General features: G+C 64.2%; 12 protein-coding genes. 8 read left to right on the plus strand and 4 right to left on the minus strand.

Translation table 11 applies throughout. The features are described from left to right. Positions 1 to 10: 10 nt before the first annotated feature. Together C5N93_RS21830 and C5N93_RS21835 are read left to right on the plus strand one after the other, a co-directional pair. The gene (locus C5N93_RS21830) at positions 11 to 2,071 is read left to right on the plus strand and encodes a sensor histidine kinase (RefSeq protein ID WP_242560873.1); all 2,061 of its coding nucleotides are present in this window, start codon (positions 11 to 13) and stop codon (positions 2,069 to 2,071) included. After that, positions 2,071 to 3,432: a sigma-54 dependent transcriptional regulator gene (locus C5N93_RS21835; protein ID WP_150721125.1), complete on the plus strand. Its 1,362-nt coding sequence runs from the start codon at positions 2,071 to 2,073 to the stop codon at positions 3,430 to 3,432. Before C5N93_RS21830 ends, C5N93_RS21835 begins: the two co-directional genes overlap by 1 nt. Positions 3,433 to 3,576: 144 nt before the next feature. Here C5N93_RS21835 and C5N93_RS21840 read toward each other — a convergent pair whose 3' ends face one another. Both C5N93_RS21840 and C5N93_RS21845 read right to left on the minus strand, forming a co-directional pair. Continuing rightward, a complete protein-coding gene (locus C5N93_RS21840; protein WP_069340383.1) occupies positions 3,577 to 4,101 on the minus strand; it encodes a TlpA disulfide reductase family protein in 525 nt (174 codons plus the stop codon). 57 nt (positions 4,102 to 4,158) lie between these two features. Beyond that, on the minus strand, positions 4,159 to 4,767 hold the full coding sequence (locus C5N93_RS21845) for a thioredoxin (protein WP_242560874.1): 609 nt from the start codon (positions 4,765 to 4,767) through the stop codon (positions 4,159 to 4,161). 210 nt (positions 4,768 to 4,977) lie between these two features. Between C5N93_RS21845 and C5N93_RS21850 the strand changes: the two genes are divergently transcribed. After that, positions 4,978 to 5,499, plus strand: coding sequence for a hypothetical protein (locus C5N93_RS21850; protein ID WP_242560875.1), 522 nt, complete (start codon positions 4,978 to 4,980; stop codon positions 5,497 to 5,499). Positions 5,500 to 5,654: 155 nt separating this feature from the next. On the opposite strand, the gene C5N93_RS21855 is transcribed toward C5N93_RS21850, so the two are convergent. After that, entirely contained in the window at positions 5,655 to 7,190 is a 1,536-nt protein-coding gene (locus C5N93_RS21855; protein ID WP_242560876.1) for a YifB family Mg chelatase-like AAA ATPase, read from the minus strand. A gap of 412 nt (positions 7,191 to 7,602) precedes the next feature. Then, complete coding sequence (locus tag C5N93_RS21860; protein ID WP_069340380.1) at positions 7,603 to 7,851, minus strand: accessory factor UbiK family protein; 249 nt, start codon at positions 7,849 to 7,851, stop codon at positions 7,603 to 7,605. Between the two features lie 396 nt (positions 7,852 to 8,247). Between C5N93_RS21860 and C5N93_RS21865 the strand changes: the two genes are divergently transcribed. From C5N93_RS21865 to C5N93_RS21885, 5 genes are all read left to right on the plus strand, one after another. Then, complete coding sequence (locus tag C5N93_RS21865; protein ID WP_242560877.1) at positions 8,248 to 9,093, plus strand: TorF family putative porin; 846 nt, start codon at positions 8,248 to 8,250, stop codon at positions 9,091 to 9,093. A 13-nt stretch (positions 9,094 to 9,106) separates the two neighbouring features. Next, complete coding sequence (locus C5N93_RS21870; RefSeq protein WP_010804740.1) at positions 9,107 to 9,445, plus strand: P-II family nitrogen regulator; 339 nt, start codon at positions 9,107 to 9,109, stop codon at positions 9,443 to 9,445. Between the two features lie 85 nt (positions 9,446 to 9,530). Continuing rightward, the gene (gene amt, locus C5N93_RS21875) at positions 9,531 to 10,997 is read left to right on the plus strand and encodes an ammonium transporter (RefSeq protein WP_242560943.1); all 1,467 of its coding nucleotides are present in this window, start codon (positions 9,531 to 9,533) and stop codon (positions 10,995 to 10,997) included. A 361-nt stretch (positions 10,998 to 11,358) separates the two neighbouring features. Then, positions 11,359 to 12,648, plus strand: a complete 1,290-nt coding sequence (gene gshA / locus C5N93_RS21880) for a glutamate--cysteine ligase (RefSeq protein ID WP_069340377.1) — start codon at positions 11,359 to 11,361, stop codon at positions 12,646 to 12,648. A 475-nt stretch (positions 12,649 to 13,123) separates the two neighbouring features. After that, entirely contained in the window at positions 13,124 to 14,458 is a 1,335-nt protein-coding gene (locus C5N93_RS21885) for a hypothetical protein (protein ID WP_242560878.1), read from the plus strand. The last annotated feature ends 8 nt before the right edge of the window (positions 14,459 to 14,466 follow it).

A 14,466-nucleotide genomic window follows, 5' to 3' on the forward strand; every position in this document is an offset into this window, starting at 1 on the left:
CCGACAGGGGGTGCCCACGCGCCTTCTGTCGCCATCGTACGAACCGGCAACCGACGTCAACAAGGCGTATTTCTTCACTCACGCCCTAATGGCTACCCTGCACGACAACATGAGCCGCGCCCGTTCGAGCGACACCTCGCAAGGTGCCGCGTCGCCCGCAAGCGCAGCGACCCCCCGGCGCGACGAAGTCCCCATCGATTTCGAGAGGACTGTACCGATGCGCCGTTGGTCGTGGATCGTCGTCATGTTGCTGGCGAGTGTCCTGTTCTGCTGGTTGACGTACGCCCTGAGCTGGCAGCGCGGCGTGGCCGACCTGCGCGTGAACGCCGGCGCGCGCGTGGAGCGCTACGCGGGCAGCCTGCGCAGCACCGTCGACCGCTACGAGTTCCTGCCGTACCTGCTCTCGCTGCATCCGTACGTGCACGACCTGCTGCTCGACCCCAAGAACAAGGCCGTCGTGCAGCGCGCCAACGACTATCTGTTCGACGTGAACCAGCGCGCCAAGGCGTCGGCGGCGTATGTCATCGATGCCAATGGCCTCGCGCTCGCGGCCAGCAACTGGCGCGAGAAGGCGACGTTCGTCGGGCAGGAGTATCGGTTCCGTCCGTATTTCATCGACGCCATCAAAGGCGCCTTCGGTCGCTTCTATGGCGTGGGCACGACCTCCGGCGAGCCGGGGTATTTCGTCTCCCAGCCGATTCTGGTCGACGGACAGATCCACGGCGTGGTCGTGGTGAAGCTCAACCTGGAGTGGTTCCAGCGTGCGGGAGCCGATGCCTCGGAGCCTGTGGTCGTCGCCGACGATCATGGCGTGATCTTCCTGTCGTCCGAGCCGCGCTGGCAGTATCGTTCGCTCACGCCGCTCGCACCGGATGTCAAGGCGGCGCTCGACAGCACGCGTCAGTACTACAACCAGAACGTCACGCCGCTCGCGTGGAGCGAAGACGAGCGACTCGATGCCGATGGTGAAGTCGTGACCGTTCGCGACGGTCGAGGCTCGGGCAAGACCCGCCGCTTTCTCGCGGTGCAGCGCAAGCTGGGGGAGCCCGACTGGACGCTCATGTACTTCGCGCCGCTCGATCAGGTGATCGCCAACGCACGCATCGCGGCGGTGGCGGCAGCGTGTCTTGCGGCGTTCACATGTCTGTTGGGCGTGGCGTGGAATCAGCGTCGTCAACGTGTGCGCGATATGCTCAAGAGCCGCGAGTTGCTGCAATCGGCGTATGCCGAGCTGGGCGAACGCGTGGCTGAGCGCACCGCCGATCTGCAATCCGCGAACGAACGTCTGCAAACCGAAGTGCAGGAGCGTTCACGCACCGAACATGAATTGCGCGAGGCGCAGAGCGAACTCGTGCAGGCGTCGAAACTCGTGGCGCTGGGCCAGATGGCGGCGGGCATCACGCATGAACTGAATCAGCCGCTCTCCGCGCTGCGCAGCTTCTCGGACAACACGCGCGTACTGATCGAGCGTCGCGAGTACGACGCCGCGCAGGAAAACCTCGAAGCCATTGCGTCGCTCACCGATCGCATGGGCAAGATCACGGGGCAGTTGCGGCTTTTCGCCGGACGCGCGCGTCGCGGCGACATGGAAGCCTCGGTGGCGCGCGCATTGGATAACACGCTGATGCTGTTGCGCGGACGTCTCGCCGGCATCCAGGTAACGACAACGTTTGCCAACGGACTCGAAGACGTTCAGGTGGCGTGCGAAGGGTTGCGGCTCGAACAAGTGCTGATCAACCTGGTGGGAAATGCCATCGACGCCGTGGTGGGGGCCGCGAGCCCGCAAGCCTCGCCGTCGATCTGGATCGATGTCGACGCGGACGACCTGTGGGTGCGCATTTACGTGCGTGACAACGGGCCGGGGATCGCGGAGGCACATATGCCGCGTCTGTTCGAGCCGTTTTTCAGTACCAAGGAGGGCGGTCAGGGCATGGGGCTCGGACTCGCAATTTCGTCGTCCATCGCACAAGAGAACGGCGGCCAGTTGGTCGCGCGCAATGTTCCGGGCGGTGGCGCAGAATTTCTCGTGACGCTGCGCCGCGTGCAACGCACCGGCGCGACAATCGCATGATGTACAAGAACCTCCAGATCCTATTTGTCGAAGACGACGAACTCGTGCGGCGTGCCACGCTGCAGAGCCTGCAACTCGCCGGGCTCGATGCCTTCGGACTCGCCTCGGCCGAAGCTGCGCGCGAACGTATTACGCCGGACTTCGCCGGCATTGTCGTATCCGACATTCGCCTGATCGGCATGAGTGGACTCGAACTGCTCGCGCATTTGCGTCAGCACGCGCCGGAAGTGCCGGTGATTCTCGTTACCGGTCACGGCGATATCTCGATGGCGGTGCAGGCCATTCGCGACGGCGCTTACGATTTCATCGAGAAACCCTTTGCGCCGGATCGTCTGATCGAGTCGGCCAAGCGTGCGCTCGAGACGCGCAAGCTCATGCTGGAGAATCAGGCGCTGCGCCGCGAACTGGCGGAGCAGGGCGGCCGTGCCTCGCGCATCATCGGACGCAGTCCGTCGATGGAGACGCTGCGCACGCTCATCGCCAATGTGGCCATGACGGATGCCCCTGTCCTCATCAACGGCGACACCGGCACCGGCAAGGAACTGGTCGCGCGCAGCCTGCACGAACTGTCGCGCCGTAGCGATGCGCCGTTCGTCGCGCTGAACTGCGGGGCGTTACCCGAAGCGATTTTCGAGAGCGAGATGTTCGGTCACGAAGTCGGGGCGTTCACCGGCGCGGCCAAGCGTCGCATCGGCAAGCTTGAACACGCGTCGGGCGGCACGCTGTTTCTCGACGAGATCGAGAGCATGCCGGCGGCGTTGCAGGTCAAGTTGCTGCGCGTGTTGCAGGACGGTGTGCTGGAGCGGCTCGGCTCGAATCAGTCGATTCGTGTGGACTGCCGTGTCGTGGCTGCGGCGAAGGGCGACATGGAAGCGCTCGTGCGCGAGGGCACGTTCCGTCGCGATCTGTATTACCGGCTGAATGTGGTGACGCTGGCGCTGCCGCCGTTGCGCGAGCGGCGCGAAGACATCCTGCCGCTGTTTGAACACTTCATGCTCGATGCCGCCGTGCGGTATGGACGGCCCGCACCGGTGGTGTCGGATCGGATGCGTCAGGAACTGCTGCAATCGGATTGGCCCGGTAACGTGCGCGAACTGCGTAACGCTGCTGACCGCCTTGTGCTGGGGGTGGCGAGTGCGCCGGAAAGCGATGGCACGCTCGCGCCGCTGCCGCTCAAGGAACAGGTGGAGCGTTTCGAGCGCGCCGTGCTGCAAGAAGCGCTGGAGCACAGCAAGGGCAACGTGGCCGCGACGGCCGAGGCGCTGCACGTTCCCAAAGCCACGCTGTACGAAAAGCTCAAGCGCTATGGCTTGCATACGCGTGGACACGGCGAGGGCGGGACGGGTGGTGATGGTCGATGATGGGGGGCGGCTCACGGTTTGTGGCGGGCCGCTGGTGTCCCCGGTTTCATCGAGGCCAAACAAAAAGCGCCCCTTGGGGCGCTTTTTCGTTCGTTACTGGTCGACGCTTGAGGCTAGAGACTTACGGCTTCGCGTCGACGTGCGTCAGGCCTGCTTTGCGAGTGCCGTCTCGATGAGCTTGTTCAGTTCGGCATATTCCGGCTCGCCGACGTACTGCTTGAGCACCTTGCCGTTACGGTCCACGACGAACGTCGTCGGCGTGAGTTGCACGTTGCCGTATTGCTTGGCGACGCTGCCGTCCGAGTCCATCGCCACCTTGAAGGGCAACTGACGCGTCTGCGCGTAATTCATCACGTACATCGGCGGATCGTAGCTCATCGCCACGGCGACGAATTCCAGTCCCTGACCCTTGTACTTCTCGTACGTTTTCACCATCGTCGGCATTTCCTTCATGCACGTGACGCAGCTCGTCGCCCAGAAGTTGACCAGATAGACCTTGCCCTTGAGCTGGTCGGTCGCGAGCTTCTGGCCGGAGAGCAACGTGAACGTGGCTTCGGGCGCGCGCTTCTGTCCGGCGAAGGTGAAGTAGGCGGCGATAGCCACGGCGGCGATGATCGCGATGGCGATGATCTTGCCGAGAGGAGACTTGCGGGAGGTCGTAGCGCTCATGACACAGCCGAGTGGGTGATTTTGGGGGACGAGTCGACGTCGATTCTACTCTGAATCTCAGCGCGTCGTGGTGCCGTTCCCCGGGGGCAAACGGGCGCGGCCACGGGCGATGGCGTCGTCGAGATAAGCGCCGTAAAAGTCCGGCAAGCCGGCACCGATCAACGGGTCGGCAACGGGGCGGCCGCTCGTATCGAGGAACAAAACCGTCGGCGATACCTTGACGCCGTGGGCACGCGCCCAGACGACGCCCGTCGTCGTCGACCCATCGAAATCGCGCACCGGCGTTGTACTGTCCATGCCGATCTCGCGCACTTCGTACTTGCCGCTGCGCACCAGCGGTGCGAGTTCGCGCTGACGGATCGGGCCGCAATAGACGCAGTCGCGCAACGACACCAGCACGATCAGCGGCATGTCGAGCGACGCCGCCCGGCGCGCGTGCGCCGAGAAGTCCGTCGCCAGCGGGACAGCGGCCTGTTGCTGCGCCGCCACCTTGCTGTCGAGCGGTGCCGGTGCGGCAGCGCCTTCGCGCGGATACGTGACGCCGGTGGCCTGCGCCAGTTCGAGCCTGGGTTGCGCTTCGCCGGACGACGGTGCAGCGGCCACCATGCCTGCGGTGAAAGCACCGGCGATCCAGACGAGGGCGTTGCGGACGAGGAGGGATGTCATGGCGTCGATCATACCGGGATCCGTCTCGGCTCGTTCGTGGCGCGCCGGTGAGGCGAGGACATGGGGGGATATCGCGGGGATATCCCGTTGAATGCCGTTGACGCGATGTTCATGCGGCGTTCTTCCTGCCGCAACGCCTGATGGATAATGGCGGCTTCCGATCCACCTCCACACTCCACCGTTATGAATCGCGTTGTCCGTGTCTGCGTGATGTTTGCCGCGACTGCCGTGCTTGCCGCCTGTTCCCCGCGCTACGATTGGCGCGAAGTCCACGACAAGGATGGCGCGTACGCCGTCGCCTATCCCGCCAAGCCGACGCAGGACGAACGTGAGGTCAAGTTCGCCTCCGGGCCGTTGCCGATGCGCATGCAAGCCGCGCGCGTGGATGCAGCACTCTTCGCGGTGGGTGTCGTCACGCTGCCCAGCGACGATGCCACGCTGCGCCAGACGGTCGTTGACGAACTGCGGCACGGATTGCTCGCCAACGTGAACGAAAGCACGGCGGCACCTTCGCAGGTGATGGTGCGTCAGGCGGGCGACGCTCCCGCATTGCCCGGCATGGCCGTCTCGGCGAAGGGTGTCGCCAGCGTGGGGAGCGACAAGGCCGAGCGCTTCGTCTCCGCCCGCTTCGTCGGACGCGGCACTCACGTCTATCAGGTTGTCGTGATGGCGACGAAAGCCCCGAGCCAGGAACAGGTCGATCAGTTTCTCGACTCGTTCACGTTGGAGTAACGCTTTCTCGCGGGCGTTGCCGCTTTGCCGCGACTGGCGATAAGCGCCTGCGCTGCCGTTTGAGGCGTCGTGCCCGCTTTTCGTCACCTTCCTTGGACAACATCGCCCGAAGCGCAGGCGAAATGCCGTTCGGTGATGCCGGCGAGTTCGTTGGCTCAAGTGGGCGCCTCCCGGTACTGCACGGCTTCGGCGATGTGGTGGGCGTCGATCGCATCGCGCTCCGCCAGATCGGCAATGGTGCGCGCCACGCGCAACACCCGGTGGTAGGTACGGGCAGACCAGTGATGCTGCGTCACCGCCCGGTGCAGCACGTCCTGCGCGGGCGACGCCAACGCGCATTGCGCTTCCAGCGCACGATTGGACAGGCTGCAATTCAATTGCCCCTGACGCGATAACTGACGCGCTTGTGCCTGCCGCACGCGCTCGGCCACCGCTTCACTGCACTCACCTGTGGCGGGTGCGGCAAACGTTTCGGCGCTCAGTGCTGGGACTTCGACATGCAGATCGATGCGATCGAGCAACGGCCCCGACAGGCGGTTGCGATAGCGCGCCACTGCCTCGCTCGTGCAACGGCAAGTTCGCGCGGGATGTCCCAGATCGCCGCAGGGACACGGATTCATCGCCGCCACCAGTTGGAACGTCGCGGGAAACGTCGCGTGACCGCCCGCCCGCGAAATCGTGACGTGTCCCAGCTCCAGCGGTTCGCGCAGCACCTCCAGCACACGACGCTGAAACTCGGGCAATTCGTCGAGGAACAATATGCCGCGATGGGCGAGACTGATCTCCCCCGGGCGTGGCACGCTGCCGCCCCCGACCAGCGCCGCAGACGATGCCGTGTGATGCGGCGCACGAAACGGACGACGTCCCCAATGCCGCATGTCGAACCCCCGCGCGCTCAGACTGGCGAGCGTCGCGGCTTCTACCGCCTGCGCCTTGGTCAACGGCGGCAGCAGTCCTGCGAGGCGTGTCGCCAGCATCGACTTGCCGGTACCCGGCGGCCCGTAGAACAGAATGTGATGGCCGCCCGCTGCCGCCACTTCCAACGCGCGCTTGGCGTGCTCCTGCCCCTTGATGTCGAGCATGTCGGCCATGTCACCTGTCGGTGTGCCGGTCAGGCCCTCGTTATCGCCGGAGGCTCGCGGGACGACAGCGCGGGGGAGCGGCGTGGCGACATCCGGTTCGGCGAGATGGGCGCAGACGTCCAGCAAGGTCCGGGCGCCGTAGACCGTCGCTTCTTCGACGAGTGCCGCTTCCTGTGCACTGCTCACCGGCAACACCAGTGCGCGCGCCGACGGTTGCGCTGCCATCGCGCTTGCCATCGCCAGTGCGCCGCGCACGGGGCGTAGTTCACCCGTCAGCGACAGCTCCCCCGCAAACTCATGTGTGCGCAGACCCGCCTCAGGCAGTTGGCCGCTCGCTGCCAGAATGCCCAGCGCGATCGGCAGATCGAAGCAGCCGGATGCCTTGGGCAAGTCGGCCGGCGCCAGGTTGATCGTGATACGCCGTGCCGGAAACTCGAAACGGCTGTTCTGCAACGCTGAGCGCACCCGTTCCCGGCTTTCCTTGACCTCCGTATCCGGCAGACCGACGAGCGACAGTCCGGGCAGTCCATTCGCCAGATGCACCTCGACCGTAACCGGCCGCGCCGCCATTCCCGTAATCGCCCGGCTGCTGACAACCGCCAGTGACATGACCTTCCTCCTTTTTCATCTCCGGTAATCCCCGTCTGTTCCCAACCGCCCTGTTCACACGATGTCGTCGCAACAGGAGGTGTTCTGCCGCGTTGCTGTTGATAGTCATGCAAGCCTGCGGCACAGCGCAACGTCTTATCGGCGCAAATACGCGGTGGGGCGGGGGTTTTCGGACTCAGGGTGTGGCGTGTCCGGAATCGTCTGCGATGCGAATAGGAGGATTCCGATTACTTATTCGGAAGTCAGGAGTCAATCGGCGGTGGGGCGCCAGTGATGGGGCGAGAGGGTGACAGGGTGATAGGCAGGGGGCGGAGACGAGAGCACCGAGATCGGAGAGGGGCGCAGCGCATGGCATCGCGCAGGCGCGCGAGCCCGAATGTAACAAGGGGCGCTTTCGCGCCCCCGTGAGTCCTTAGTCTTGCGCTTCGCTGCGCAGGCCTTCGAGTTCGGCCACGCGCTTTTCCAGCGCTTCGAGCTTCTCGCGCGTGCGGGCGAGCACCTGCGCCTGCACGTCGAATTCCTCGCGCGTGACCAGATCGAGCTTGGTGAAGCCCTGGTTGAGCAGGCTCTTGACGTTGCGCTCGATATCCTTGGCGGGCGATTGCTTGAGCATCTCGCTCACCTTGGCTTGCATGTCTTGCAGGATCTCGTTCGGTTTCATAAGCCTTCCTCTCGTCGTTTCTTTGCACCGATCTGGTGCTTGCACCGTCAGTGTGCTTCCCCGTGCCGGCCAGACCGGTGCAACGTGGTGCATCCGGCGTGGCTTTCAATGTTGGCGCAACTCTAACACCGTTTTTTGCGCCCAGCCAGCCAAGCGCCCCGGCCCATCGGCCCGGAGATGAGCATTTGACACCGTCTGCCGGGATTCGTTGTTCCCGGGGTGTCGTACCCCCGCATCACCGTCCCCGCAATTTTGCCAATTTTTTATCCCGAAATTCGTATTGTGCGCGTCGCAGCGCATGTGGTCGAAGGAGCTGGCACGGGAGTTGCTCTACCCAAGTTCAGAACCTGCCACACGCTGTACCAAGACGTTGAAAATTCAACTTAGGGGAAAGTGATGAAAAAAGTGTCAACAGCGGTAACCACTGCAATGGCTGGCTTTGTGTTCTTCGGTGCTATGTCGATGTCGGCAGGCGCATTTGCGCAGGCTGCCACTGATGGCGCCGCACCGGCAGCAGCGCCGGCCGACGCCGCCGCCGCGGCAGCCGAGCCGCTGACCATTACCGCTAACGTCGGTCTGTTCTCGGACTATCGCTTCCGCGGTATTTCGCAAACGGCCAAGCGTCCGGCAATTCAGGGCGGTTTCGATATTGCACATGAATCCGGCTTGTACGCCGGCGTGTGGGCGTCGAACATCAGTTGGATCTCGGATGGGAATTCCGCCGTCAGCGCGCCCATCGAGATGGATTTTTATGGGGGCTGGAAGAAGGAAATCATCCCTGACTGGACCATCGACGTCGGTGGTCTGCAGTACTACTACCCGGGCTCGTATCCGACGGGCCAGTTTTTCCCGCGCCCGCATACGTTCGAACTGTATGCCGCCGTGGGTTGGAAAACCATCACGCTGAAGTATTCGCACGCACTGACCCGTCTGTTCGGTCTGGTGAGCCCGGACGGTCAGGACACGACCAACAGTGGCTACCTGGATTTGACGGGTACCTACGACATCGGCTTCTGGGGCCTGTCGGCCGTGGGCCACGTGGGTCACCAGTGGGTGCATAACTTCGGTGCAGCAAGCTATACCGACTGGAAGATCGGCCTGTCGAAAGACCTGGGCAAGAACTTCACCGTGTCGGTCTCCTACGTCGATACGAATGCCGACGAGAAGTACTACACCGCCGCGAACTCCGGCAAAGTGCTCTCCAAAGCTACCGTGGTCGTAGGGTTGTCGAAGACATTCTAAGGAGCGACTCATCATGAAGCTGATTACCGCAATTGTGAAACCCTTCAAGCTCGACGAGGTGCGTGAAGCGCTCTCGAACATCGGCGTGGCGGGCATTACGGTGACCGAAGTCAAGGGCTTCGGCCGCCAGAAAGGCCATACCGAGCTGTATCGGGGTGCAGAATATGTCGTCGACTTTCTGCCGAAGGTAAAGATCGAGGCGGTAATCGGCGACGCGCTGCTCGATCAGGCGATCGACGCCATCGAGCAGGCGGCCCGCACCGGCAAGATCGGGGACGGCAAGATTTTCGTGTCCAACGTCGAGCACGTGGTCCGTATCCGCACTGGAGAGACCGGCGAAGACGCGCTGTAAAGGTCCTAAACAAGAGACAACAATCATGAAAAAACTGCTTGCCAAACTCCTGCTCGCCGCCGCCTTTGCTGGCGTTGCGGGCACCATGGGCCTCGGCTCGACCGCGGCGTTCGCGCAGGACGCCTCGGCGCCTGCCGCCGCTTCGGAAGCGTCTGCGCCTGCCGCTGCTGTACCCGCTGCCGCACCGGCATCTGCCGCTCAGGCCGCTGCACCGGCCGCGCCGGCCGCCGCGACCCCTGTCCCCGCGAACAAGGGCGACACCGCGTGGCTGCTGACCTGTACCGCACTTGTGATTCTCATGACGCTGCCCGGCCTGGGCCTGTTCTACGGCGGTCTCGTTCGCTCGAAGAACATGCTCTCCGTGCTGATGCAGTGTTTCATCATCTTCTCGCTCGTGGTCGTGCTGTGGGCGATCTACGGCTATAGCATCGCGTTCACCGAGGGCGGGGCCTTCTTCGGTGGCTTCGATCGCCTGTTCCTGAAGGGCATGACACCGGATTCGGTGGCGGCCACCTTCAGCAAGGGCGTGAACGTGCCGGAGTACGCCTATATGGCCTTCCAGGCAGCGTTCGCCGCGATTACCTGCGCGCTGATCGTCGGTGCCTTCGCCGAACGCGCCAAGTTCTCGGCCGTGCTGCTCTTCACCGTCATCTGGTTCACGTTCTCGTACCTGCCGATGGCGCACATGGTCTGGTTCTGGGCGGGCCCGGATGCCTACACCGACGCGGCCGCCGCTGACGCTGCCACCGCACATGCCGGCTGGCTGTTCCAGAAGGGCGCGCTCGACTACGCAGGCGGCACGGTGGTTCACATCAACGCCGCTATCGCAGGTCTCGTGGGTTCGTACATGGTTGGCAAGCGCGTTGGCTTCGGCAAGGAAGCGTTCAAGCCGCACTCGCTCACCATGACGATGATCGGCGCCTCGCTGCTCTGGTTCGGCTGGTTCGGCTTCAACGCCGGCTCGGGCCTGGAAGCCAACGGCGGCGCAGCACTCGCCTTCGTCAACACGCTGCTCGCAACGGCCGCTGCCACGCTGTCGTGGACGGCCGGTGAGTGGATCGGCAAGGGCAAGCCGTCGATGCTCGGTGGCGCATCGGGCGCGGTGGCCGGTCTGGTGGCCGTGACCCCGGCAGCCGGTTTCGTCGGTCCGATGGGCTCGATCGTGCTCGGCCTGCTCGCCGGTGTGATCTGCCTGTGGGGCGTGAACGGTCTGAAGCGCCTGCTCAAGGCCGACGACGCACTCGACGTGTTCGGCGTGCACGGTGTGGGCGGTATGCTCGGCGCGATTCTGACGGGCGTGTTCGCAGCACCGTCGCTCGGCGGCACGGGGATCTACGACTACGTCGCCAACGCCGTGGCACCGGATTACTCGATTGCCGGTCAGGTCTGGATTCAGTTCCAGGGCGTGGTGACCACGCTCGTGTGGTCGGGTGTCGTGGCCTTCATCGCCTTCAAGATCGCCGACATCGTGCTGGGTCTGCGTGTGCCGGAAGACGAAGAACGCGAAGGTCTGGACATCACCTCGCACGGCGAATCGGCGTACCACAACTAAGACGACGGATCACCGCTTATCGACGGCAATCGTCGGTCAGTCAGGCTTTGCCCCGGTTTCGGCCGGGGCGACAAGAAGGAGTCGCTGGTGGCCGGTCGGACAGCCGGCACCGGCATTGCGCGGGCACCCGTTGGGGTGCCCGTTTTTTTGTCTGCGGTCTTTGCGCACGTGATGGCGGTGCGGGGGCTTCCCCGCTTTCCACACCTTCCGCGCTTGTGATTCGCGATCCCGCCCCCATGTCCTCTCATCGCAGCATTGCATCGGACCTCCCCGGCCGGTGCCCCTTCCAGGGGCATGGCAAACGGCGGGGGCGTCTGGCGGATGCTCTACAATCGATATTCCATCTGGATATGAGAGAAGCATGGTTCCGCATCTCGTCACGGCCCTGAAAGGCCCCTTGCTCGACCTGGAAAAGAAGATTCTCGATGCGACGCCCGCCATCGAGCGCTGGTTCCGGCTCGAGTGGCAGGAGCACACGCCGCCGTTCTACTGCTCGGTCGACCTGCGAAATGCCGGCTTCAAGCTCGCTCCCGTCGACACCAATCTCTTCCCCGGTGGCTTCAACAATCTCGCGCCCGAGGTGCTGCCGCTCGCCGTGCAGGCCGCAATGGCCGCGATCGAGAAGATTTGCCCCGACGCGAAGAATCTGCTGCTGATTCCCGAACGACATACGCGTAACTCGTTCTATTTGCAGAACATCGCGCGTCTGTCGACGATCATGCGTCACGCCGGGCTGAATGTGCGTCTGGGCAGTCTGTCGGACGACATTACCGAGCCGACGACCATCGAGTTGCCGGACGGTCAGCACGTCGTCATCGAGCCGCTGGAACGCACGCCGCGCCGTCTGGGGCTCAAGAACTTCGATCCGTGCTCGATTCTGCTCAATAACGACCTGTCGGCCGGCATCCCGCCGATTCTCGAGGGGCTGCACGAGCAATATCTGCTGCCGCCGCTGCACGCGGGCTGGGCGATGCGTCGCAAGAGCCAGCACTTCTCGGCGTACGACGACATCGTCAAGAAGTTCGCCAAGATGATCGACGTCGACCAATGGATGCTCAATCCCTACTTCGCGAAGTGCGAAGGGATCGACTTCGACGAGCGTGTCGGTGAGGAGAAGCTTGCCGATACGGTCGATGCGGTGCTCAAGAAGATCAACAAGAAGTATCGCGAGTACGGCATCACCGAGAAGCCGTTCGTCGTGATCAAGGCCGATGCCGGGACCTACGGCATGGGCGTGATGATGGTGCACGACGCCGCCGAGATCAAAAACCTGAACCGCCGCGAGCGCACCAAGATGAGCGTGGTGAAGGAGGGCCTCGAAATGCACGATTTCATCGTGCAGGAAGGGGTCTACACATTCGAGCGCATCAACGAAGCCGTGGCCGAACCCGTCGTCTACATGATCGATCGCTATGTGGTCGGTGGCTTTTATCGTGTACACACCGGACGCGGTACCGACGAGAACCTGAACGCCCCCGGCATGCACTTCGTGCCGCTCGCGTTCGAGCACACGGCGCTGCCCGACGTGCACGCCAAGCCGGGTGCCGCGCCGCCGAACCGCTTCTATATGTATGGCGTGGTGGCGCGTCTCGCGCTGCTGGCGGCGTCGGTCGAACTCGAACGCACCGATCCGGACCCGGAAACCTACTGATCGCGTGATGGCGTCATGGCTCGATAGCGTCATGACGCATTGAACCGGGCGCGGCGAGTGACAACTGGCCGCGTTCTTTCGGTTTCGGCGTCTCTTTGAGAAGTTTCTGAATTTGATGCGAGGCTGTGTCCGCGTGGCGGCGGCCTCATGCGCGTCTCGTCCCGAGAGGCGAAAAGAAAAAGACGCCCGGCTGGCCCCCCGACTAGCCGGGCGTCACATTTACCGGTCGCCTCATGCAACGACCGGAAATCGGGGCTTTCCTGGGCGGTCCCCCCCGCAAACTGGCTCCCTGCGCATCCCCTTCACGCTTCGGATCGGTGTACTGTGCCGGTCCGTCGTCCGGTTCGCATCAGCAATGAAGCGATGATGCGACCGATCGACGCCCTCGACATCCCCCGAACGGGGGATGTCCGTCAGTGTTGAAGTGGAATAAGAAATTTCCTCGAAATTGCCTTTGGCCAGGAGCGACTTGCGAATGCAGGGCGACTTGCGCACACGCCTTCGTCAAATCCATCAATTGCCGATGCCCGTCATCGGCTATCTGCCGCTGTGGCTGGAAACGCTGCGTCTTTGGCTCGATGCCGACGGCGTGGCGGCGCTCTGGTGCCATGCGCAGGAGGGCACCAGAGCGGTGAGTGAGGACGGATCGACGGATGCCACTTGCTGGTACGCCCCGCAGGCGCCGCTGGCCGCGTGCGAGCGGTTGGCGGCCAGCGGGTGGACCATGCCGTCTGTGGCCGAACTGCAACACGCGCTCCCGCAGGGGCGAGTGATGTCCACTCACCAGCGCCGGGGCCGGGCGGGCGCCGTGGGGGCCGGAGAGGCCGGGGCGGCCTTATTGCCGCGTCCGGCGGCGCTGGCCGCGTGCCTGCCAGACGGCGATTTGCTCGACGTCTGTCTGCTGCCTGCACAACGAATTCCGGACACGCCCCCGTCGTACCAGGATGTCGCCCCCATCGGGGCATTGCGGCTGCTGGTGTCGAGGCGGCGTGAGCATCCGCGATTCACGTCGCGAGAAATCGCCGCGTTCGAGACGGCCGCCGCCGGGTTCGCTACGGTGCCGGAGCGTGCGCCATTCCCGGCATTTCCAACATTTCCACCGCATGCCGTGATGACCTCCGCCGTACCGGACCCTGGTCCGGAAGTGTCGGACGCCATCGGGGCCGACATTACGGGCACGCTGGTCTGGCATCGCCGCCAGCCGGAGTGGGCCGATCCTGCGGCACTGGCGCTCATGCGCCGGGTCTGGCGTCTCGTGCCGGGGCGTGCATGGCCCGATGCCTGCGTCGTGGTGCAGGCATGCCAGCGTCTGGCCGACGAGCTCATGCTCCACCCGTGCGACGCCCCGCCTGCCGGCGCGCAGGTGTGCGCCTCGGTGCCGGTGCCAGGGGGAACGCTGCATCTGCACGCCACCCATTTGTGCGGGATGGGGGGCGGTGCGACCGAACGCGTGCGCATCGCGCTACATCTTGCCGTGCCGCCGGCCGTCCGGTTGTTACAGCGGCTATGGGAGACAGCGCTCACGCCTGTGCAGCGGGAGATTGCCATGCGCCTGCTCGCGGGCCAGTCGCGCACGCAAACGCGCGAGGCGTGCGCCATCGGCGTCCAGACCCTCAAGACACACCTGTCGCTCATGCGCGCGCGCCTGGATCCGGTGCGCGATGCGTCGCTGTTGCTCGGACTGGGCGGGCAGGGCGCAGTCGGTGGGTGGCAGCGGTTTGATGGGCCGACAGCGGCCGTAAACGCCGGCCGACGTGATTTGTGCGTCGACGCACTGCGCAGCGACAAAACGACGGCTCGGCTAGAATAGATGCCTGT

It is taken from the genome of Pandoraea sp. LA3 (assembly GCF_022696215.1).
Classification (GTDB): domain Bacteria; phylum Pseudomonadota; class Gammaproteobacteria; order Burkholderiales; family Burkholderiaceae; genus Pandoraea; species Pandoraea capi.

Bases quoted from the DNA above. Each gene is read 5' to 3' on its own strand.
- C5N93_RS21835 (WP_150721125.1), top strand. From the start codon at position 2,071: ATGTACAAGAACCTCCAGATCCTATTTGTCGAAGACGACGAACTCGTG.
- C5N93_RS21840 (WP_069340383.1), bottom strand. From the start codon at position 4,101: ATGAGCGCTACGACCTCCCGCAAGTCTCCTCTCGGCAAGATCATCGCC.
- C5N93_RS21845 (WP_242560874.1), bottom strand. From the start codon at position 4,767: ATGACATCCCTCCTCGTCCGCAACGCCCTCGTCTGGATCGCCGGTGCT.
- C5N93_RS21850 (WP_242560875.1), top strand. From the start codon at position 4,978: ATGTTTGCCGCGACTGCCGTGCTTGCCGCCTGTTCCCCGCGCTACGAT.
- C5N93_RS21855 (WP_242560876.1), bottom strand. From the start codon at position 7,190: ATGTCACTGGCGGTTGTCAGCAGCCGGGCGATTACGGGAATGGCGGCG.
- C5N93_RS21860 (WP_069340380.1), bottom strand. From the start codon at position 7,851: ATGAAACCGAACGAGATCCTGCAAGACATGCAAGCCAAGGTGAGCGAG.
- C5N93_RS21865 (WP_242560877.1), top strand. From the start codon at position 8,248: ATGAAAAAAGTGTCAACAGCGGTAACCACTGCAATGGCTGGCTTTGTG.
- C5N93_RS21870 (WP_010804740.1), top strand. From the start codon at position 9,107: ATGAAGCTGATTACCGCAATTGTGAAACCCTTCAAGCTCGACGAGGTG.
- amt (WP_242560943.1), top strand. From the start codon at position 9,531: ATGGGCCTCGGCTCGACCGCGGCGTTCGCGCAGGACGCCTCGGCGCCT.
- gshA (WP_069340377.1), top strand. From the start codon at position 11,359: ATGGTTCCGCATCTCGTCACGGCCCTGAAAGGCCCCTTGCTCGACCTG.
- C5N93_RS21885 (WP_242560878.1), top strand. From the start codon at position 13,124: ATGCAGGGCGACTTGCGCACACGCCTTCGTCAAATCCATCAATTGCCG.